This window comes from Flavobacterium zubiriense (assembly GCF_041729725.1).
In the GTDB taxonomy this organism is placed as follows: Bacteria; Bacteroidota; Bacteroidia; order Flavobacteriales; family Flavobacteriaceae; genus Flavobacterium; species Flavobacterium zubiriense.
Map to the genome: position 1 here is coordinate 197,100 of NZ_JBCFQL010000004.1, position 20,714 is coordinate 217,813.

Below are 20,714 nucleotides of genomic sequence, written 5' to 3' on the forward strand. Positions count from 1 at the left end.
CGCTATGGAAAATGGATTTATTTACCTCATCAAAGCAAGTGGCTTAATTGGTTTATTTTATTTTGCCTACTTTTTTTTACTGCGAAAAGAAACTTTCTTTTCCGCTAATCGATGGTTTTTACTATTGGGATTGATCACTTCCAGCGTTTTACCTTTATTTTTTATTACCAAAATAATTTGGACAGAACCTAATTCAGATTCGTTTGATTGGTCAACTATTCCTGTCACAACTTCGGTAGCTCCAGAACCAAAAATCAATTGGTATTTGGTCTTAGCTTGTGTTTACTTTTCAGGAATTGCCATTTCGTTTCTCAAACTAGTTTTTGATTTTAAAAGCCTAATTCAATTACTAAAAGGAAAAACGATGCAACAGCAAGACAATTTCAAATTAATAGACATTGCCGAAAATATTGCTCCTTTCTCCTATTTCAATCATATCGTGTACAACTCTGCTTTATATTCTGCTGTCGAATTAGAAAATATTTTAGAACACGAAAAAGTACACAGTCAGCAAAAACACAGCATTGATGTGTTGATTTCGAGGTTGTTTTGTGTTATTTTTTGGTTCAATCCGTTCATTTGGTTGTATAAAAAAACTATTGCTCAAAATCTGGAATTCATTGCCGATAGCGAAGCGGCTAAAAAAATAACCGATAAAAAAGCCTATCAATTTACCTTATTAAAAATAACCACGCAGGAAAATTGTGTAGCGCTTACCAATCATTTCTATCAATCATTAATCAAAAAACGAATTATTATGTTAAACAAAAACCAATCTAAAAAAACAAATACATGGAAGTATGCTTTAGTCCTTCCAGCACTTGTTGCTTTTGTATTTTTATTCCAAATTGAAGTAGTGGCGCAGGAAAAAGAAACTCCAAAACAGGAAAAAGAAACCAAATCAGAAGCGGTTGATTTGAAATCATTTAAAGTTGATGAAGATTTAATTCCATTATCAGAAGGAAAAGAGATTTACATTAACGGCAAAAAATCGAGTCAGGAAGAACTAGATAAATTAGATCCTAAAGATATTGAATCTGTAGATGTTATTAAAAAATCCGCCAATCCAAAAATTCTAGTTACTACCAAACATTTAACAAAACCCTTAAAAATTACGGACAAAGACATTTACATAGATGGTGTAAAATCGACTAATGAAGAATTTTCAAAATTAGACAAGAACACTATTGACAAAATGGATGTTAATACTTTGGAAAATACGATTAGGATCACCACAAAAAAAGAAGAGAAGAAATTACCTAATGTAGTTTATATTGATGGTGAAAAAATAAGCCAATCCGAATTAGAAAATAATTTTGTGTTCAGAAATGTTAAAGATTCCAAGATTGTCAAAGGAGAAAAATTTGACACTCATTATATAACTACTTCTAAAAAAAGTACGTTAAAAAACAATGAAGTAAAACCACTTATCATCATGGATGGTATTGAGGCCGATTCTAATTTTAAGATAGATGAATTTCCAACAGACCAAATTGAAAACATAAATGTATTAAAAGGAAACAGTGCCACTACAAAATATGGTGAAAAAGGGAAAAATGGCGTTATAGAAATTACAACTAAAGAAAAAACAACTTTAAATAATTTCAAACCTATTAGAGGAAAAGCCGTTCAAGGGTTTCAAACATTAAAACAAGGCACTGTTAAGAATGATTGGATAGTAGGATACGGTACTAATGGAACAGGAAATACCATAAGTAAAATAATCAACGATAAAAAAATTAATTACAAAAAAGCAGTTATTGTAATTGATGGAAAACAGAGCGATTATAAAAATTTAGAAAAATTAAATCCTAAAGAAGTTGAATCAGTAATTGAAGCTGACATTAAAAACGCATCTGAAGAAGATAGAAATAAAGCGATACAATTATATGGTAAAAAAGCTCTTAACGGTTTTATCCAAGTTAATACAAAAACGAAAGAAAATAAATAATCTTAATTCTTATATAACTGTAAAAAGACTTTGTCAACTGGCAAAGTCTTTTTTGTATCTTTGAGAAAACCCAAAAGTTATGTTTAAAATTTTAGCAAAAATCAACAAACTTATTTTGCCTAGTTTTACTAAGCAAGGCCTGGATTTGGCAAAAGCCAAAAAATGGCAATTGGCTATTATTGGCTATCGTTATTTTGTTACTTCAAGAGCGTTAGACTAATAGGTCAACGCAGCAAAAATATTGTATTCTTTTATTTTTTCTCTTCCGTTTAGAAAAGTGAGTTCCATCAGGAAATTCAATTGTACAATTTCGCCCCCTAATTTTTCTATTAATTCACAAACTGCTTTGGCCGTTCCTCCTGTGGCTAACACATCATCGTGAATTAATACTTTGTCTCCTTTTTGGATCGCATCTGTATGAATTTCTAATGTATCTGTTCCGTATTCTAAGTCGTAAGATGCAGAAATGGTTTCATACGGCAATTTATTTGGTTTTCTAACGGGCACAAAACCAGCATTTAGTTCTTGTGCCAACAACATTCCGAATAAAAAACCTCTACTTTCAGCACCAACCACCTTATTTATTTTTTGTCCTTTCAATGATTCCACCAAGATTTTAAGACATTCCTGAGTTGCCTTAGCATCATTTAATAGCGGAGTTATATCTTTAAACAAAATTCCTTCTTTTGGAAAACCCTGAATATCACGGATATAATTTTCTAACTGCATTTTTTTTAGTATTTATTGAAATTTATGCTTGCAAGTTACACATTTATCCCTATATTTGCACCCGCAATCACGTTTACAAAACGACTGCAAATGGCCTTGTGGCGCAACTGAATAGCGCACTTGATTACGGCTCAAGAGGTTACTGGTTTGAATCCAGTCAAGGTCACAAAACCCCAATAGATATTGGGGTTTTTTTATGCTTTTATGTCAAAAAAATTACCAAAAGTTTTTCATAAATTTTTCAAAGCTTCAATTAATCCATCAATATCTTCTTTGGTATTATAATGACTAAAAGAAATGCGTAAACTTGGTTTGCGAACTAAGTCGTCCGAAAGAATTTCGGCTAACACATGAGAAGGTCTAATACTTCCACTCTGGCATGCACTTCCGCGAGAAACTGCTATGCCTCGCATATCCAAATGAAATAAAATCATGGCTGTTTTTTCCTCTGAGAAAGGCAATAAAACATTAATTATATTATAAAACCCATCACTCGTTCCGTTGATTTTAAAACCGGGAAAATTTTTTTCCATTTGCTCAACCAAATAGTTTTTAACAGCTGTAATATGTTCTTTTTCGGAATCTAAATTCGAATACGAAATTTCTAAAGCCTTTGCCATTCCTGCAATTTGATGTACCGCCTCAGTTCCTGCACGCAAACCTTTTTCTTGTTCGCCGCCATAAAAAAGAGGTTGCAATCCCGAATTTTTTCGAACAAAGGCAAATCCAACTCCTTTAGGTCCATGAAATTTATGAGCACTAGCTAAGACAAAATCAACAGCTGTTGCTTGTAAATCCAGTTTCATTTTCCCCATCGATTGCACGGTATCCGAATGAAATAAAGCATTATACTGCTTGCAGATTACGCCTACTCGTTCCAAATCTAAAACAGTCCCAATTTCGTTATTAACATGCATTAAACTCACTAATGTTTTTACTTCCTGAGAAAGCAAAACTGATAAATGAGTCAAATCGATGGTGCCGTTTGGCAACACATTTACATAATCTACCCGAATTGAAAATTCTTTTTGTAAAGCGGTAATAGCTAATAAAACAGCATGATGTTCTATTTTACTGCTAATGATTCGTTTGACTTTCAAATCCTGAACAGCTGAACGCAAAATCCAATTGTTTCCCTCGGTTCCTCCAGAGGTAAAAATAATTTCCTGAGCACTTACATTCAGTAGTTTGGCAATGGATTTTCTGGAAAGTTCAAGTCTATTTTTTGCATTTCGACCAAAACTATGTGTTGAAGAAGGATTTCCATAATCTTCCGTCATTATTTTAGTCATTTCTTGAATAACTTCAGGTCGGATTGCGGTAGTAGATGCGTTATCGAGGTATATTTTTTTCATTGTTGCAAAGTTATAAAATATCAATTATGAAAAGCTGAATAACATTTGTCATTTTTTGTCTATTTTTGTGAAAATTTTTAAGATGAAAAAAGCCCTAAGCCTATTGGTTATATTAGCATTATTTAATGCCTGCGATGATGGAGACTTAACTCAAGAAGACATTAGCTTTGAAGACGTTACCTTAACTCAAAATTGTAGTGCAAATAGTATTATCTACAAAATAAAAGAACAAGAAGCCTTAATACTGGAGGTTCCTAAAACTAATTTCACAACTGAACTTACTGCTGCTAATGATACTATTGAGTTAGACATTAGTACTACAGCTAATAGAGTGGTGTATCGTTTTTATAACGGAACAGTAACCTCTAACAATATTTGCGAAACTATTGCTCCAGCAACTCCTTTTATTACTGATCAATGGACGGCTACAGCTGGTAAAATACGAATTGTAACCACCGCTGATATAACTACTAATCCAACCACTAAAGCAACTACAATTACGGGATACAATCACAACATTGTGTTAAAAAATGTAACTTTTGCAAAAGCTATAGGAACACAAGTATACGAAACTTTCCCTTTTGGCAATTACAAATCCACAATTAAACCTCTATCATTTAATTTTGACCAGACATTAGAAAAATGTACCTCTTCTAATGATGTTTACAACTTCAATACAAGCGAAGCTCTAATCTTAAACATTGACCCTAGTTTAATTGCAAACGAAGCTACACCTCTTAATAGCCCTAGAACTGGACTTGTTGGAACCACCACAAATGTATTTACATACCGCTTGTTCTCAAACTTATTAACCGCTGATTATTTTTGCCAAAATACCACACCTACTACACCTGCTGTCACTCAAGAATGGAATGGCGTAACTGGAATAAATGGTGAAAACGGTATTATTGAAGTTACTACAACCACCAATGGACCAAATAGTTTTAAGCACACTATTGTTCTTAAAAAAGTGTCTTTACAAAAGGGAAATAGCAATTTTACTCTTGGAGATAGTTTTATTTATGGTGAATTATTCACCACTACTAATTAAGATAAGTAATTGGAATAAAATAATGTCGTTTTTTTTAACCACAAAAGTCATATAAGTTTTTTTTTACCTTATTCTAGTATCTTAATTAATAATAATTTAGACCATATAAGGCATTGCGGTGTTTTTATATGACAATAAATTATTCTTATTCCTATACAAAAAGTAATAAAAAAGCGCTCATTTGAAAGTTCAAAAGGAGCGCTTTTTGCATGTTTAAATGGTATTATTTTTTACTTTGTTTGATAAAAACTTCGGTTGCTCCTTGACCGTATTTTTGGTAATTGGCTTCCTGAAAATCGATATTATCATAACGTCCTAATAAGAAATCAAGTTCGGCTTTAAGTACTCCTTCTCCCACTCCATGTATAAAAACAATTTTAGGAATGCGGTTTTTAATAGCAAATTCTATATGGCGTTGTGCGGTTTCGGCCTGCAAAGTCAAAATATCATAATTAGACATTCCGTGTTTGTTTTTGACTAATTTTTCAATGTGTAAATCAAATTCAGGAACGCCTACTTCCTTTTCTTTGCGTTCTTTTACAAAACTTCTTGGTTTTGGAATTGCTTTTTCCTTTTTAATTTCCTCTATATTAATTCGTCTAATAGAATCCATTAAGTTAACAGAGTCGCTTGTTTTAACCAACTCATTTACTGCAAAATTCATTACAAAACCGTCCTCAGTTTCAATAGTAACTTCCTGACCGTTAACCGTCAACACCACTCCGTTAATCGCCTCATCGAGTACAGCAACTTTATCTCCTTTATTCAGCATCTTCTTTTTCTTTTTCTTGATTTTTACTTGGTGTTTTAGCGCTCAATTGCATCATTCCGAACATAAAAACTGCCATTGCAATTACGCCTACATAAACATTTTTATCATCTGTAGTCTGCTCATAAAAAGCAACACCAATAGCAACAAGCATTATGGGAATAACTATTTTCTTCATTTATAATGGTATCAGCCTTCAAAAGTAATAAATTTAAAATTGTGGTTTTAAGAAACGGATTTGTAATTCGACAAAATCGACTTCGAAAACGATAAAAACCATTTTTACAAAAATCAACATTATAGCGCGAAAGCGTATTGGTTCATGACCCAAGGCAAACGCACCAGTTCCAGAAATAAAAATATAGCCACCAATTACACTAAATAACACTAATTTGGATGTTATAACATTCCACAAATCTGCCAAAGGCAGATAGAAATTTGTGTAATTTATTTTAGAATCAATACTATTTGTGCTAATTCGTGTATTTCGTGGCAAAAATAAAACTCGTGCGTTTGCACTGGTTCATGAACTTTTATTCAAAATACTTCAATATATTTGTTTAAAATTAGCAACACCATTAGAATCAAGTAGTATTCTTTCTACTAACAATCCAAAAGTCATGACAAAGGATCTAATTATAAAAAATATCGACTCTTTAAAAAGTCATCTATCCATCAATTACGGAATAAAAACTAAAATTGAAAAGTTCACTGAAAAATTATTCTATACTTTATTTGACTCTAATGCTCCATTGACAGAAAGCATTGATGAACTCGAAAAATTATTTAAAGATATTTCTAAAGTAGCCTGCAAAAAACCTGAGGGTGCTTGTGACTCTATGTGGGATAGTTTCCTCGAAAAATTACCAACGGTACTTGAAAAATTGAATCAAGACGCTGCCTATATCTTAGAAAACGACCCGGCTTCCAATAGTATTGAAGAAGTATATTTAGCTTATCCTGGTTTTTATGCAATTGCTATTTATCGTCTCAGTCACGAACTCTACAATCTGGATTTAATGCTTTTTTCGAGATTAATGAGCGAATATGCACATAAAACAACGGGAACTGATATTAACGCAGGAGCTCAAATTGATTCTCCCTTTTTTATTGATCATGCCACTGGAATTGTTATTGGAGAAACTACTGTTATTGAAAAAAATGTAAAAATATACCAAGGAGTTACTCTTGGTGCTTTGAGTGTGAGCAAAGACATGAAAAACGCCAAACGACATCCTACTGTAGAAAAAAATGTTTGTATTTATGCCAATGCCACTATTCTGGGAGGTGAAACCATTATTGGTAAAGATAGTATTGTGGGAGGAAATGCCTGGGTAACCAAGTCGGTTCCGGCAAAATCGATTGTCATGAATACCACAACAACTGAAGTAAAAGTAAAAGAAATTAAATAATTATGAAGCCTCAAAAATTAGTTGACTTAATAGGAAATACTCCTCTTGTAGAAACAGTCAATTTAGTACAAAATAAAAACGTAAAACTACTTTTAAAACTAGAAGGAAATAACCCTGGCGGTAGTGTCAAAGACAGAGCTGCTTATTATATGATTAAAGGCGCACTAGATCGCGGCGAAATCAAAAAAGGAGACAAATTAATTGAAGCTACTAGTGGGAACACCGGTATTGCTTTAGCCATGATTGCACAATTACTTGGAATTGAAATCGAATTAATCCTCCCTGAAGACTCTACCAAAGAACGCACCCAAACCATGCGTGCTTATGGTGCAACAGTGATTTTGACTTCTGCCAAAGAGGGAATCATTGGCTCTAGAGATTATGCCGATAAAAAAGTAGCCGAAGGCGGTTACATCATGCTCAATCAATTTGCTAACGATGACAACTGGAAAGCACACTACAACACCACAGGGCCAGAAATATGGAACGATACCGAAGGTACTGTAACCCATTTTGTATCAGCTATGGGAACAACAGGAACTATAATGGGAACATCAACCTACTTAAAAGAAAAAAATCCTGCTATTCAAATTATCGGAGCACAACCTAGCGAAGGTTCTCAAATTCCAGGTATTCGAAAATGGCCTCAAGAGTATTTACCTAAAATTTTTAATGCTTCAAAAGTTGACCAAACCATCGATGTAACAGAACAAGAAGCACGTGAGATGACTAAACGCCTCGCCTTAGAAGAAGGTGTTTTTGCAGGCATGAGTAGTGGTGGTTCTGTTGCTGTAGCGTTAAAAATTGCCAGCCAACTCGAATCAGGTGTGATTGTAGCCATCATTTGCGACCGAGGAGATCGTTATTTATCTTCTGATTTATTTGATTAATGATTATTGAAAATTCATAAAAAAAAGGCTCGATTTAAATATAAACGAGCCTTTTTTTATTGAAAAATTAGTGCTAATCAATCCATTTTAGGAAAAACAATAGTAAAAGCAGCACCTTTATTTCTGCCCTCACTACTAGCAGTCAATGTGCCATCGTTTCTTTCTATAATTTGCTTACACAAATAAAGACCTACTCCGGTCGAGGATTCATCAAAAGTTCCTAATCGACTTTTATCAGTAAATTTGGCAAATAGTTTCTCATTGTCATCACTTTCAAAACCTATACCCTGATCGATTACTTTAATGTAAACATTTTTGTTATCAATGTAAGTTTTCAATTCTATGGCAGTAGCTGCAAAAGAAAATTTGATTGCATTGCTAACTAAATTAAAAATGACACGAGTTAATAATTCTGGATCAATTCTTAAATTAAGTATTACTACATCAAGATCCTGGATGAGTTCTATTTTTTTAACAATCAAATTTTGACTTAACTGATCCGTAACTTTTGCAATTAGCTTATCTAAATGAATTGTTTTAATCTCAAGACTGGTTTTCAATACTTCATCCTGTTCTTTTAACATTCTTATAAAATTTTCTACGTATTGAAATTGATCTTTTGAAGAATCATAAATCATTTCGGCTAATTCTTTTATTTCATTTGATGGATTGGTCTCCAGTATCATTGTAGCTAACGATCCTGGATTAGAAGCAAAAGTTCTTAAATCATGCGAAAGCAAATAAATTAAATCTTGCTTTTCGGTAATAAAATTTTCTCTTTCTAAAATAGAATCTTGAATATTGGATAATAACAAACCCGCTTCATCCGAAAAATGAAGAGGTAAATTGCTAATTTTTCGCTTTAATTTATAATCATTTAAGGTTTTTGAAGCTAATTCTATGGGTTGAATTAATTTTTTCAAAACAACCAAAGTTAACGCAGTAGCAATTAAAGTCATAAGCAATGAGAAAAGCAATAAACTGGTAGTGGAAAAATTTGTTTTTGCATAAAGCACAAAAAATAATATTCCAATTAAAGGAATGTGGATCCCAATAAAAGCTACAAAAAGAAATTTGTAGACATAATTGTTTCTTAAAAAACCAATACTGGCTAGCTTTTCGTATAAAATCATAAAAATTAATATTTGAGGTATTTTAAATGTACGAAAAAGCTTTTTTTTGAACAAAAAAATTATACCAAAACAAAAAACTTAAAGACTAACTTCAATATTATTTTTATTAGTTTTGTTTCTAAGGTTTTTCGACAATAAAAAAAGTTTATGAAAGAAAGTATTCCAATGCAAGACTGGCCGTATCTACTAAAGTACCAAAAAGAAAATGCAACACTTTCGATTCCTAAATCAGATGAAAACAGAGTAGTGTTTTTAGGTGATTCGATAACCGAATTTTGGAGTTACAAACATTCATTTTTCAATGAAAACAGAGCTTATATCAATCGAGGAATTAGCGGGCAAACCACTCCACAAATGCTGCTGCGTTTTAGAGCCGATGTAGTAGAGCTAAAACCTAAAATAGTAGTCATTCTTGCTGGAGGAAATGACATTGCAGGAAATACCGGAGTATCTGATACCAAAATGATTACCAACAACATCTTTTCGATGGTCGAATTAGCGCAAGTACATCATATTAAAGTTATTCTTTGTTCGGTTTTGCCTGCTAATTTTTTTTATTGGAAACCAAAAGAAAAACCAGCGGAACGAATTATCGAATTGAACGTTTTATTAAAAAAATATGCTATCTTGAATAAAATTCCGTTTGTGGATTATTATTCAAAAATGGTAGACGAACAAAAAGGCTTAAAATCAGAACTTTCAGAAGACCGAGTACATCCCAATACGGCGGGTTATGAAATTATGAGTCCACTAATTGAAAAAGTGATTCAACTAACAATAAATAATTTATAAAAACATACAAGATGAACTATCGTAAACTAGGAAAAACCAATTTTGAAATATCCGAAATCGCTCTTGGCACTTGGCAAGTAGGCGGAAAATGGGGATCACCATTCAATGATAAAACTGCTGATGAACTTTTAAACACAGCAATAGACAAAGGCATCAATTTTATTGACACTGCCGATGTTTACGAGAATGGTTTAAGCGAAACTGCCGTGGGAAGAGTGATTCGTTCCCGTTCAGAGCGCATATATGTTGCGACTAAATGTGGGCGTCACATCAATCCGCATGTTAATGAAGGATATCAACCTCAAGTTTTACAAAAATATGTGGAAGACAGTTTAAAACGCTTGAAATTAGAAACTATCGATTTAATTCAATTACACTGCCCTCCTACTGAAGTTTATTATCGTCCAGAAATTTTTGAACTTTTTGACAAATTAAAACAAGAAGGTAAAATTCAGAATTTAGGTGTTAGTGTCGAAAAAGTAGAAGAGGGATTGAAGGCAATTGAATTTCCAAACGTAACTTCAGTCCAAATTATCTTCAATCTTTTTAGACAACGTCCTTCGGAATTATTCTTTAAAGAAGCTCAGAAAAAAAATATCGGAATCATTGCCCGCGTTCCATTAGCCAGCGGATTGCTGACCGGAAAATTCTCCAGCAAAACTATTTTTGACAGTCAGGATCACCGATTTTTTAACCGCGAAGGAGCTGCTTTTGATAAAGGCGAAACCTTCTCGGGAATCAATTACGAATTGGGTTTAATTGCAGTAAACAAACTAAAAGAATTATTCCCTGAAGTTCAAAACTTAGCTCCTCTAGCCTTACAATGGATTTTAAGTTTTAATGAAGTAAGCTGTATTATTCCGGGTGCATCAACTGAAAGTCATGTATTGTCTAATCTTTCTACTTTAGATTTACCATTATTAACTCCTGAAAAAATTGCTGCAATGAATGCTATTTATGAGCAATACATCAAAAAAGAGGTACAGCAGTTGTGGTAATTTAAAATTTCTATCACCATATAAATTCAACATAGGCAATCATTATTGTCTGTGTTGAATTTCAATAGTCTCTTTCTAAAAAAACACATTTTAATATCTATTTTCATAATTTGGACATCCAAAACATTTGACTCCAAAATCAAATTGATAAGTTAAAGACAATTCATAAATCCCACCTGTTTTTCCCATTTTAGAAGTGGTAAAATCATGTGAAATACCAAATTTCAGCTTTTCAAATTGCACACCACCATAAAAATTAACAGAGCTAATCAAATGACTATCTTGCGACTTTCCAAAAGGATTCAAAGCAGTAGAAACTCCCAAAAAAAGCCTTGTAAACATAATAGAAGATCCTAAATCTAATCTGTTAAATTCACCTTGATTCATATAATTAGCTGAAAGCATAAACTTTGTTTCATAAGGAAAAATAAGAACATCCAAATAATCTGCTACCAAGAATTCATATCCAACACTTGCCGAAAAAAACATATTTAGTGGTAGATTTTTTTCGTCAACCAAAGAAATATTAGGTTTGTTAATGTGCTTTAAAGACAATCCAATCCAAGCTTCTTCACTATTGAATAAGATTCCCGTTGAAAAATCGAAAAAACTAAATTTATCATGAAAATTTGATGGGTCATTAGTGATTGGATTAATCGTTCCCGAATCAATATTTATTTGGTCTCCCAAAATTAAATTATTAAATCCAAAAGATTTGGTTCCAAAACCAATCTCAATTGCAGGTCTAAATGCCCATCTATCATTTAAAATTACTTTGTAAGCATAGTTAAGATTGAATTGAGTAAAATTATAACGGGTATTATTTTCCCTGTGGCTCAATATACTTCCCCCAAAACCGCTATTGATACGCTCACTCCAAGTGTTGAAAAAAGCATAATCTGTATCAATTTTTAAATCTAAATCAGGCCATTGTGAACGATGAATTATACCTGCCGAAGTAGTTTCTAAAAAACCAGAATAAGCTGGATTTAAAGTTTCTGGCACAATAAAATATTGCGTAAATATGGGATCTTGCGCTTTAGCTTTTGAGAAAAAGAAACAAATACATATTGTAAATAGTATTTTAAACTTCATTTTTATTATTTTATAAGTACAAATACCCCTTGATTTTTAATTGTTGCTCCGTAAAATGTTTTAGCGGTAACTTTAAAATAATAATTACCATTTTCAGCCTCTTTATCCTTTATTCTTCCATCCCAGCCCTTGATAGTTTCTCCTGTTTCTGAGTAAATTAATCCTCCCCAGGTATCATAAACATTAAATACAATAGTAGTTAAGCCTTTAAAAACGGGGGTAAAATAATCGTTTACACCATCATTATTAGGCGTAAAAGCTGTAGGATGAATTAAATTATATCCTTTTTTAATTTCTAATGTTACTGTATAAATTAAATCACAGCCCAAAGGATAAGTCACTCTTTGATTGACACTATAACTTCCTTCTTTTTTGAAAATATGCACTGGACTAATTTCATTAGAAAAAGAACCATCACCAAAATCCCATGAAATCGCTATAAAACCATTTGTTGCTGTATTGGTAAATTGGACAGGATCCTCAATAGAATAAAAGCCATAGGTAGTAAATCCAAAAGAATTGGTCGTATATGAAGGACTCCCTAATGATGGTAAATCTACATTGAAACTATAATTAGCGTTACAGCCTAAAGCATCCGTAACTTCAAGTACAATAGTTCCATTTTGGTTGGTCGTCATCATTTCATTATTGACACCGCTTACAACACCACTGGACCAATTTAATTGATAGGGAGGTAAGCCACCTGAAACCTGAGCTGTAAAATTTTGTTTTACCGCTCTGGTATCACAATAAATATCTGTTTTTGTGGCAACACCAATAAGAATCGGCGGTGGCCTGTTTAAAGAATACTGAGCTATTTTCACACAACCTCTAACATCGGTTACTGTTACTAAATAATTTCCAGCTGGTACATTAGTTAAATCTTCGGTTGTTGCAGCATTAGACCATGAATAAGTATAAGGGGCGGTACCTCCTGAAACTAAAAGATCTATTGCTCCGCTATTAGGATTAAAACAATCAAATGCATTAGTAACACTGGCTGAAACAACCAAAATTTGAGGTTCTTGAATTACAAATGTTCTAACAATTTGACAAGCTGTTCCATCAGAAATTGTAGCGGTATAGGTTCCTGGACCTAAATTATTCCTTGATAATCCCGAAGTACTCCCATCGTTCCAAACTAAAGTAACCGGTGCTTTTCCTCCAACTAAATTCAAAGCGATACTTCCATCGTGAGCACCAAAACAGCTAATATCTTTTTTTATTGGGTTAACCGTAAAAATTGGTACGTCAGCAATAGTAATAGTTTGTGACTTTTTACATCCTGCATTATCTGTTACCAAAATAGTGTAATCCCCAGCTGATAAATTATTCTGGTTTAAAGTCTCGGCTAGATTACTCCACGTAAATTGATATGGAGGAATTCCGCCTGAAATAGAAGTGGTAATAGAAGCATTGTTAGCACCATAACACAATATTGCTGTATTACTGTATGTAATTTTAATTTCAGTTGATTCTGAAATACTAACAGTCAGGCTTTTAGAACATGACTGATTATCAGTTACAATTACATTGTAGGTTCCTGCTATAATTCCGGATAGATTTTGATTACTACTTGTAAATCCATTAGGCCCAGTCCAAGCAAAATTATATCCCGAAACAGAAGATGTTCCTCCCGTAACATTCACGTTAATGGCTCCTGTTGCATCTCCAAAACAAATAACATTTGTTTTATTAATTAAACTTACAACTAAAAGGGGCGGTTCTATTATTATAAAAGAGGCTGTTTTAGGGCCGCAATTATTCGCATCTGTAACAGACACAACATAATTTCCTGGACCTAAATTTGAAATATCTTGTGATACAGCAAAAGCAGCTCCGTCTTTTGTCCAATTATAAGTGTAATTCCCAGTTCCTCCTGTTACGTTAATATCTACACTACCATTATTACTACCTAAACAGCTGATGTCTTTTTTATTAATCACCGCAATACCAATGTCTGTTGGTTCAGTAATAGCATAGCTCTTGAAAAAAGGACAATTCCCATTATCAGTAACTGATAAATCATAATTCCCTGGTTTCAAATTTGAAATAGTTGCTGCCGAAGAAGTGAATCCGCTAGGTCCTGACCAAGAAATACTATATGGAGAACCTGATGAAAAAGGAATTCCTCCTGTAATATTCGTCGAAATAGAAGCGGTATTAGTTCCAAAACAAGTATTGTCATTTATAACTTCATTCGCTCTAATAGCTGGATTTACAGTTACGGCTACGGTAAAACTGTTTCCAACACAAGTTCCAGAAGTTGGAGTAACAGCATAAGTAACCACCGTAGGATTGACAGATGTATTAATTAAAGTTTGGCTAATATTTGTCTGAGGAGTCGATTGTGAACCAGCCCCTGTAACGGTTCCTGCGGGACTAATGGTTGGATTTGTCCAAGTATAAGTAGTACCTACTGGAACAATATTGGTTCCCAAATTAGTTGGAGTGATTGTAAACATGACTGAGCTACAAATAGTAATACTTTCAGGAGCTATATTGGGTTTCTTATTTACAATCACAGTTGCAGGATTAGTTGTCACAACTGAACAACCACCAGACAAAGATGGAAAATTAATTACACTATAATAATACACTGTTCCAGAAGTAGCAGCTGAAGGAAGATAAGTAGCACTTGTTTTTCCTGCTAAAATAGTTCCTCCTGTATTGGAATTTGTAGTATTGGAATACCATTGATAAGTAGGTGTTCCTACGCCGTTACTCACTGTAAAAGACAAAGTAGTTGGAGTCTCTCCTACGCAAACCGTACTTGATATAGGCTGTGTTGTAATTGTTGGCACTATACTTACTTGTACTGATGCTATAGTACTCTTAACATTACAACCCGGACCAGTTTGCGACAAAACTGAATAATAATATTGAGTTCCTACAGTAGTTGTTAAAGGCAAATAAGTTGAACTCGTTGCACCTGGAATTACCGTAGCTGTGGTTGTATTGTTTGTATTATTTTTATACCATTGGTATGAAAATGTACCATTTCCTCCAGCGCCTACAACTTCAAGTTGGGTAGAAGTCCCACCCTGGCACAACACCTGATTGGCTAAAGGCTGTATTGATATTGTAGGAGTATCTAAGACAGTTACTCGAGCTACATCACTTACAATAGAACCACAACCAGTTCCACTTATACTAACCTCAACATAGTAATAATAATCCCCTGCAACGGAATAAGCGGCTGGCGTGTAATTATTAGTTGTCGCTCCTAAAATTAAAGTCCCTCCTGAATTAGAATTAGTAGTATTCAAATACCATTTATAACTTGCCGTTCCAATTCCTCCAGAAGGAGTTACCGATAAAGGAGTGGTAATTGTTGCCCCAGTACATAAAATTTGTGATGCTACTGGCTGTGATATAGTAGGCAGTGGTGTAACCGTTATTGCTACAATAGAAGAAGTCAAATTAGAACAACCTCCAGAAGTTAAAGTAACCACACTATAATAATATAAAGTACCTACCGCATTTGTAGGTGGATCAAAAGTGCTGCTCGTAGCACTGGGAATCAAAGTACTCCCTGTTGTTGAATTAGTAGCATTTGAATACCATTCATAAGTTGGTGTTGCTGTACTTCCCCCAAGCACTACTGCTAATTGAGTTGGGATACCTCCTAAACAAACAGTACTTGGCACAGGTTGTGTAGTAAAACTAGGGGCTGGATTGACATTGATTATAAAACTTACTGGAGTACCTGCACAACTACCTATTTTAGGAGTAACCACATAAGTAATTGTTCCTGACGATGAATTAGTAGTCGTAATAACTCTGGCTGGTATTGTGCTGCCACTTCCTGACGGAACAAAATCTGAAATTCCTACTGTTGCTGTAGCTGTCCAAGAAAATGTTATTGAAGCATCATCTGATGTCAGATTAATTGCTGTAGAGGATGTACCTGAACATAGTGTTTGACTTAAATCGGTATTGGTAATTGTTGGAATTTTATTAACCAAAAAAGATTGGGTTGCAGTAGCTGAAACACCGCATTCGTTGGTAACAACTAATGAAACTGTATAATTTCCTGTGGTATTATAATTGATTGTTCCAGGGTTAGCTGTACTTGCTGCAGAAGGTAAACCTCCAGGAAAACTCCAGGCATAGGTTAAAGTACTCGATGCGGGAGCGCAACTATTAATGGTTGCTGATGGATTTATCGTTGCAATCCCACAAGTATTTCCAATTGTTGCAATAGTTGCAGTAGGCGGTTTTTTTACCTCAACTGTTTGTGACGTCTCAACACTTCCACAAGAATTTGTTGCTGTTAATTTAATGGTATAAATCCCCGGCATTGTAAAATTATACGAAGCATCTTTAGAAGTTTGATTTGGAATTACTACGGCTGTTCCACAATTTGCCGAAGCATAAGTAACCGTCCAGGAATAGGTAGGAGACAAACAAGTATTTGCTTCATTAGTCGTATTGGTTGCAGCAATTGCCAATGGCATACAACCTGAAGAATTATCTAATGTAAATGAAGGTAATAAAGGTCCTTCAATACAAATACTATTTTGAGCTGGAGCTGAAATACCACAATATCCTCGAGCTACTAAACTAACGTTATAGTTCCCAGCTGCAGTATAGGCATGAATTGGATTAATTGAGGTAGATGTTGTTCCATCACCAAAATCCCATTCATAAATTACATTCTGGGTACAATTTTGACCATAACCTGTTACGGATGTATTAGTAAATGCAACATTTGTATTCAAGCAAGCCTCTGTTGGCGCAGTAAAATCAGCTTTTGGTTTTGAATAAACGGTTATGCTAGTGACAGAACTGGGTGTTTCGCCACAAGCATTTGAAATTATTAATGAGACTGTAAATTTTGAATTTGGACAATTTGTTACAGTATAAGAATGTGGAATCGGAAAATTAAGCGATGCCGAAGGATTTGAAGGATTAAAATAAATAGAACTTTCTAAATCAGTTTGGGTAAAATGTACAATAGCTGAACCATCTCCATAATTTATATCATAAACAGTTCCTAATGAATTGGCTCCCCAATTTGAAATCGTAAAATTTATAGGAGATGTTGGAGCACATAAGTTTTGTGTATTTCCCGGACTTACAAGTCCACCCGAAGGATTGGTCACATTCTTAATAACATAAGTTACCGAGTTGCTACAACCATTTGTTCCCAAAGCTGTTATTACCATATTATAAGTCCCTACTAAATTATAAGTATGAGAAGCAGGAAAAGTAGCATTTGGAGTAGCGGCAGTTCCATCTCCCCAATCTATAGAATACGAACTGATACAAATTGAAGTGGAAGCATTATCCACTTTTATGGGGAACACAGGATTAATAGCTGCATTCGAACAATTATTAAATAAGTCTAAAGCAAAAGGATTATTGGCATCTTTAAAACTGATATCGGGTTTTTGTTTTACATTAATTGTTTTAGTTTTTGTGGCAATACAACCATTTACGGTAACTGTCAACACTACTGTAAATGTTGAAATACCACATCCTAAAGCTGTAAATTGATGAGTTGGATTTGGCAAACTTGACAAAGCCGTTCCATCGCCAAAATCCCAGGAATAAGTTATAGTTCCAGCTGCTGAAACGGATGAATTAAATTGTATTGCTGTCTCTGAGCATGTCGCCTCATTGTTAAATGTAAAATCAGCTGTGGTTGGAGAGCCTACAGTTACAATTGCTGTACTTGATTGTATTATTTCAACACCGGGAGTTGTTGTATCATGAACACTCACTAAGCTGTAATCAAAAGTCCCTGTAGTTGCAGTATCAACTGATAGCGTTACCGAATCATTTGTGCCCAAAGTAACAATTGTTTGAGGTACACCACCATTCAATGTATAAGTAAAAGCATAGGGTGCTGTTCCTCCAAAACCCTTAAAAGTAATTATAGGACTTGCTGCATCTTGACAAACTGTTGTAGTACCTGTAATAGTTGCAGTTAATGAAACTAAATTAGAAGTTTTTTTATATTCTATATTATGATAAGAATTTAAACATGATACTTTATTTTCAGCATTTAATTTGTTAATCGGAGTTACTAAAACTAAAAATAAAATAATCGTAAAAAGGTGCTTCATGGTGCATACTCTTAAATTTCTGGGGAAGTATTTAAGTTTGTGAATATACTCGAATCCCTTCCTACTGACGATTATTACCGTTTAAAAGCATTTATTTAACCATTTATACAGAAAATTACTGTCGAAAACCAATATTTTATTTTCTAAAAAAAACGAATCAAACAAGTCTATCAATAGTTAAAAAAATATAACAATATGTTGTTTTACAATATTACTTTTTTAAACAAATCCTTAATTAAATCCAGCTCTTTCTCGCAAACTGTATTTTTTCTACTAGCAAAATTAAGTGTGTCTATTTTAGCTTATTGCTTGATTTCTTCAAACACAAATTCGGGATGAGAATAATCAATTGGTTCTGTTTTTAAGAAAAAAGGAATTCCCATATAAATGGAAATAATACCTTTACCTAACAGCCATTTATCCTCTCGTTTCAGCATCGCCACTGGATACCTTTTTAATACTCCTCCGCCGTAAGAACTGTAATAAAAACTTCCTTTAAGTGTATCGCCAGAAATAATTCCCCGAATCTCGCCCGAATCTTTTCTGGATCCACCATACATTATCTCATATTGTCCAAAAAACCGATTATCCTCTAGTTTTGAATATCGAAGTAAAGCGGTGTCTTTATCATTTACAGCGCGATACAAAAACTGAATTCCTTTTTCATTATTTTTTTCGCAACTAAAAATAATGGTACACAAGACAATTAAGACATTAACTAACAGCACTCTATTTTTAGAAACTACATTCATTTTTTAAGACTTTCAGAGCAAAGATAAAGCAGCATTTTAATTTATGACAATTCCGTTTATCAAAACATTAAATAAAAAGAATTATTTCGGCTTATAGATGTATTTAATAAACATACTAAAACCATATTTTGTTTATTTTAATGGAAGTGGAAACGAGGTTTTTTAAAAATATTTTCCAATTTGAATTCATAAACGACAACAAACACTTATTTTTGCGCCATGGGTAGAAAAAATACAGACAAAGTTGTCTTTCATCAGATAAAAGTCCTTGATGCAGGTGCAAAAGGCGTTTCGGTAGCAAAGGCTCCCGATGGAAAAGTAGTGTTTATTCCAAATGTGGTTCCGGGTGATGTGGTTGATGTGCAAACTTTCAAAAAACGCAAGGCATATTACGAAGGAAAAGCAGTGAAATTTCACGAATTTTCAGAGCATCGTGTGGATCCTATTTGCGATCATTTTGGAGTTTGTGGCGGTTGCAAATGGCAAAACATGAACTACGACCAACAGTTGTTTTACAAACAAAATGAGGTGAAAAATCACTTGCAACGCATTGGAAAAGTTGAACTTCCTGAATTCGAGCCCATTTTAGGTTCGGAGAAAAAGTTTTTCTACAGAAATAAAATGGAATTTTCGTTCTCTAACAGCCGTTGGTTAACTGAAGCCGAAATAGATAGTACCGAAGATTTAGGAAACAGAAATGCACTTGGTTTTCATATTCCAAAAATGTGGGACAAAATACTGGATATCCAAAAATGTCATTTACAAGAAGATCCTTCAAACGCCATTAGAAATGAAGTTCGTGATTTTGCTAACGCCAATAACTTAACTTTTTTCAATCCAAGAGAACATTCTGGTTTGCTAAGAACTTTAATGTTGCGTACCGCTTCCACTGGCGAAATCATGCTTTTGATTCAATTTTTCGAAAATGACAAAGCCAACAGAGAAATGTTGCTAGACCATCTTTATGCCAAATTCCCGCAAATTACTTCGTTACAATATGTGGTGAACAATAAGGCAAATGATACACTTTACGACCAGGACATCAAATTGTACAAAGGACGTGATTACATCCTGGAAGAAATGGAAGGTTTGAAATTTAGTATTAATGCCAAATCTTTTTACCAAACCAACTCCGATCAAGCTTACGAATTATACAAAATAACGAGAGATTTTGCTGGATTAACAGGAAATGAAATTGTTTATGATTTATATACCGGAACTGGAACCATTGCACAATTTGTTTCTAAAAAGGCAAAAAAAGTAATTGGTGTCGAAAGTGTTCCAGATGCTATTAAAGACGCTAAGGCCAATGCCGAACGCAATAACATTAACAATTGTGAGTTCTTTGTAGGAGACATGAAAGTCGTTTTCAACGACGCTTTTATTGCACAACACGGACAACCTGACGTAATTATCACTGATCCACCACGCGACGGAATGCACAAAGACGTAATTGAACAAATTATGAAAATTGCTCCTGAAAAAGTAGTATATGTGAGTTGTAATTCGGCTACACAAGCCCGTGATTTGGCTTTAATGGACGAAAAATACAAAGTAACTAAAGTACGTCCTGTAGATATGTTTCCGCAAACGCATCACGTGGAAAATGTAGTGTTGCTGGAGAGAAGATAGCAATTAGTACTTAGTTCCTAGTCCTTAGTTTTTTTTTATAAATACACTAAGGACTAGGGACTAATAACTAGGGACTAAAGA

General features: G+C 33.8%; 16 protein-coding genes and 1 tRNA gene. 9 read left to right on the forward strand and 8 right to left on the reverse strand.

All coding sequences use genetic code 11. The annotated features are described in order from the left end of the window. Nucleotides 1-4 precede the first annotated feature (4 nt). Nucleotides 5-1,951: a M56 family metallopeptidase gene (locus AAGV28_RS05205; protein ID WP_373405766.1), complete on the forward strand. Its 1,947-nt coding sequence runs from the start codon at nucleotides 5-7 to the stop codon at nucleotides 1,949-1,951. Nucleotides 1,952-2,030: 79 nt separating this feature from the next. Further along, nucleotides 2,031-2,171: an SsrA-binding protein gene (locus tag AAGV28_RS05210; protein WP_373405767.1), complete on the forward strand. Its 141-nt coding sequence runs from the start codon at nucleotides 2,031-2,033 to the stop codon at nucleotides 2,169-2,171. Here AAGV28_RS05210 and AAGV28_RS05215 read toward each other — a convergent pair. Next, nucleotides 2,168-2,680 (reverse strand): adenine phosphoribosyltransferase, encoded by a 513-nt coding sequence (locus tag AAGV28_RS05215; RefSeq protein WP_373405768.1) that lies wholly within the window; start codon nucleotides 2,678-2,680, stop codon nucleotides 2,168-2,170. The genes AAGV28_RS05210 and AAGV28_RS05215 overlap by 4 nt on opposite strands. A 92-nt stretch (nucleotides 2,681-2,772) precedes the next feature. On the opposite strand from AAGV28_RS05215, the gene AAGV28_RS05220 reads away from it, so the two are divergent. Next, nucleotides 2,773-2,846 (forward strand) — tRNA-Arg (locus AAGV28_RS05220). Nucleotides 2,847-2,910: 64 nt separating this feature from the next. On the opposite strand, the gene AAGV28_RS05225 is transcribed toward AAGV28_RS05220, so the two are convergent. Beyond that, complete coding sequence (locus tag AAGV28_RS05225) at nucleotides 2,911-4,035, reverse strand: cysteine desulfurase family protein (RefSeq protein ID WP_373405769.1); 1,125 nt, start codon at nucleotides 4,033-4,035, stop codon at nucleotides 2,911-2,913. A gap of 82 nt (nucleotides 4,036-4,117) precedes the next feature. On the opposite strand from AAGV28_RS05225, the gene AAGV28_RS05230 reads away from it, so the two are divergent. Further along, nucleotides 4,118-5,086, forward strand: a complete 969-nt coding sequence (locus tag AAGV28_RS05230; RefSeq protein WP_373405770.1) for a hypothetical protein — start codon at nucleotides 4,118-4,120, stop codon at nucleotides 5,084-5,086. Between the two features lie 223 nt (nucleotides 5,087-5,309). Here AAGV28_RS05230 and AAGV28_RS05235 read toward each other — a convergent pair whose 3' ends face one another. After that, nucleotides 5,310-5,858: a Smr/MutS family protein gene (locus AAGV28_RS05235; RefSeq protein WP_373405771.1), complete on the reverse strand. Its 549-nt coding sequence runs from the start codon at nucleotides 5,856-5,858 to the stop codon at nucleotides 5,310-5,312. Beyond that, the gene (locus AAGV28_RS05240; protein ID WP_373405772.1) at nucleotides 5,848-6,033 is read right to left on the reverse strand and encodes a hypothetical protein; all 186 of its coding nucleotides are present in this window, start codon (nucleotides 6,031-6,033) and stop codon (nucleotides 5,848-5,850) included. The genes AAGV28_RS05235 and AAGV28_RS05240 overlap by 11 nt, the downstream gene beginning before the upstream one ends. A gap of 442 nt (nucleotides 6,034-6,475) precedes the next feature. Here AAGV28_RS05240 and epsC point away from each other — a divergent pair, with 442 nt between their 5' ends. Continuing rightward, entirely contained in the window at nucleotides 6,476-7,267 is a 792-nt protein-coding gene (epsC, locus tag AAGV28_RS05245) for a serine O-acetyltransferase EpsC (protein WP_373405773.1), read from the forward strand. 2 nt (nucleotides 7,268-7,269) lie between these two features. Then, the gene (cysM, locus tag AAGV28_RS05250) at nucleotides 7,270-8,157 is read left to right on the forward strand and encodes a cysteine synthase CysM (RefSeq protein ID WP_373405774.1); all 888 of its coding nucleotides are present in this window, start codon (nucleotides 7,270-7,272) and stop codon (nucleotides 8,155-8,157) included. A 77-nt stretch (nucleotides 8,158-8,234) separates the two neighbouring features. On the opposite strand, the gene AAGV28_RS05255 is transcribed toward cysM, so the two are convergent. Next, nucleotides 8,235-9,290 carry a sensor histidine kinase gene (locus AAGV28_RS05255; RefSeq protein ID WP_373405775.1) on the reverse strand — a complete coding sequence of 352 codons (1,056 nt, stop codon included), beginning with the start codon at nucleotides 9,288-9,290 and terminating at the stop codon, nucleotides 8,235-8,237. Between the two features lie 147 nt (nucleotides 9,291-9,437). Between AAGV28_RS05255 and AAGV28_RS05260 the strand changes: the two genes are divergently transcribed. Both AAGV28_RS05260 and AAGV28_RS05265 read left to right on the forward strand, forming a co-directional pair. Then, on the forward strand, nucleotides 9,438-10,082 hold the full coding sequence (locus AAGV28_RS05260) for an SGNH/GDSL hydrolase family protein (RefSeq protein ID WP_373405776.1): 645 nt from the start codon (nucleotides 9,438-9,440) through the stop codon (nucleotides 10,080-10,082). 11 nt (nucleotides 10,083-10,093) lie between these two features. After that, nucleotides 10,094-11,080 carry an aldo/keto reductase gene (locus AAGV28_RS05265; protein WP_373405777.1) on the forward strand — a complete coding sequence of 329 codons (987 nt, stop codon included), beginning with the start codon at nucleotides 10,094-10,096 and terminating at the stop codon, nucleotides 11,078-11,080. A gap of 90 nt (nucleotides 11,081-11,170) precedes the next feature. On the opposite strand, the gene AAGV28_RS05270 is transcribed toward AAGV28_RS05265, so the two are convergent. The 3 genes from AAGV28_RS05270 to AAGV28_RS05280 form a co-directional block, all read right to left on the reverse strand. Beyond that, complete coding sequence (locus AAGV28_RS05270) at nucleotides 11,171-12,175, reverse strand: PorP/SprF family type IX secretion system membrane protein (RefSeq protein WP_373405778.1); 1,005 nt, start codon at nucleotides 12,173-12,175, stop codon at nucleotides 11,171-11,173. A 5-nt stretch (nucleotides 12,176-12,180) separates the two neighbouring features. Next, the gene (locus AAGV28_RS05275) at nucleotides 12,181-18,249 is read right to left on the reverse strand and encodes a PKD domain-containing protein (protein WP_373405779.1); all 6,069 of its coding nucleotides are present in this window, start codon (nucleotides 18,247-18,249) and stop codon (nucleotides 12,181-12,183) included. Nucleotides 18,250-18,551: 302 nt separating this feature from the next. Further along, nucleotides 18,552-19,001: a hypothetical protein gene (locus AAGV28_RS05280; RefSeq protein ID WP_373405780.1), complete on the reverse strand. Its 450-nt coding sequence runs from the start codon at nucleotides 18,999-19,001 to the stop codon at nucleotides 18,552-18,554. A 219-nt stretch (nucleotides 19,002-19,220) separates the two neighbouring features. On the opposite strand from AAGV28_RS05280, the gene rlmD reads away from it, so the two are divergent. Continuing rightward, the gene (rlmD, locus tag AAGV28_RS05285) at nucleotides 19,221-20,633 is read left to right on the forward strand and encodes a 23S rRNA (uracil(1939)-C(5))-methyltransferase RlmD (protein ID WP_373405781.1); all 1,413 of its coding nucleotides are present in this window, start codon (nucleotides 19,221-19,223) and stop codon (nucleotides 20,631-20,633) included. The last annotated feature ends 81 nt before the right edge of the window (nucleotides 20,634-20,714 follow it).

What these genes read in the sequence shown, in the direction of transcription:
- AAGV28_RS05265 (WP_373405777.1), top strand. Translation starts at nt 10,094, where the DNA reads ATGAACTATCGTAAACTAGGAAAAACCAATTTTGAAATATCCGAAATC.
- epsC (WP_373405773.1), top strand. Translation starts at nt 6,476, where the DNA reads ATGACAAAGGATCTAATTATAAAAAATATCGACTCTTTAAAAAGTCAT.
- AAGV28_RS05230 (WP_373405770.1), top strand. Translation starts at nt 4,118, where the DNA reads ATGAAAAAAGCCCTAAGCCTATTGGTTATATTAGCATTATTTAATGCC.
- AAGV28_RS05275 (WP_373405779.1), bottom strand. Translation starts at nt 18,249, where the DNA reads ATGAAGCACCTTTTTACGATTATTTTATTTTTAGTTTTAGTAACTCCG.
- rlmD (WP_373405781.1), top strand. Translation starts at nt 19,221, where the DNA reads ATGGGTAGAAAAAATACAGACAAAGTTGTCTTTCATCAGATAAAAGTC.
- AAGV28_RS05225 (WP_373405769.1), bottom strand. Translation starts at nt 4,035, where the DNA reads ATGAAAAAAATATACCTCGATAACGCATCTACTACCGCAATCCGACCT.
- AAGV28_RS05235 (WP_373405771.1), bottom strand. Translation starts at nt 5,858, where the DNA reads ATGCTGAATAAAGGAGATAAAGTTGCTGTACTCGATGAGGCGATTAAC.
- AAGV28_RS05240 (WP_373405772.1), bottom strand. Translation starts at nt 6,033, where the DNA reads ATGAAGAAAATAGTTATTCCCATAATGCTTGTTGCTATTGGTGTTGCT.
- AAGV28_RS05280 (WP_373405780.1), bottom strand. Translation starts at nt 19,001, where the DNA reads ATGAATGTAGTTTCTAAAAATAGAGTGCTGTTAGTTAATGTCTTAATT.
- cysM (WP_373405774.1), top strand. Translation starts at nt 7,270, where the DNA reads ATGAAGCCTCAAAAATTAGTTGACTTAATAGGAAATACTCCTCTTGTA.
- AAGV28_RS05260 (WP_373405776.1), top strand. Translation starts at nt 9,438, where the DNA reads ATGAAAGAAAGTATTCCAATGCAAGACTGGCCGTATCTACTAAAGTAC.
- AAGV28_RS05255 (WP_373405775.1), bottom strand. Translation starts at nt 9,290, where the DNA reads ATGATTTTATACGAAAAGCTAGCCAGTATTGGTTTTTTAAGAAACAAT.
- AAGV28_RS05205 (WP_373405766.1), top strand. Translation starts at nt 5, where the DNA reads ATGGAAAATGGATTTATTTACCTCATCAAAGCAAGTGGCTTAATTGGT.
- AAGV28_RS05210 (WP_373405767.1), top strand. Translation starts at nt 2,031, where the DNA reads ATGTTTAAAATTTTAGCAAAAATCAACAAACTTATTTTGCCTAGTTTT.
- AAGV28_RS05270 (WP_373405778.1), bottom strand. Translation starts at nt 12,175, where the DNA reads ATGAAGTTTAAAATACTATTTACAATATGTATTTGTTTCTTTTTCTCA.
- AAGV28_RS05215 (WP_373405768.1), bottom strand. Translation starts at nt 2,680, where the DNA reads ATGCAGTTAGAAAATTATATCCGTGATATTCAGGGTTTTCCAAAAGAA.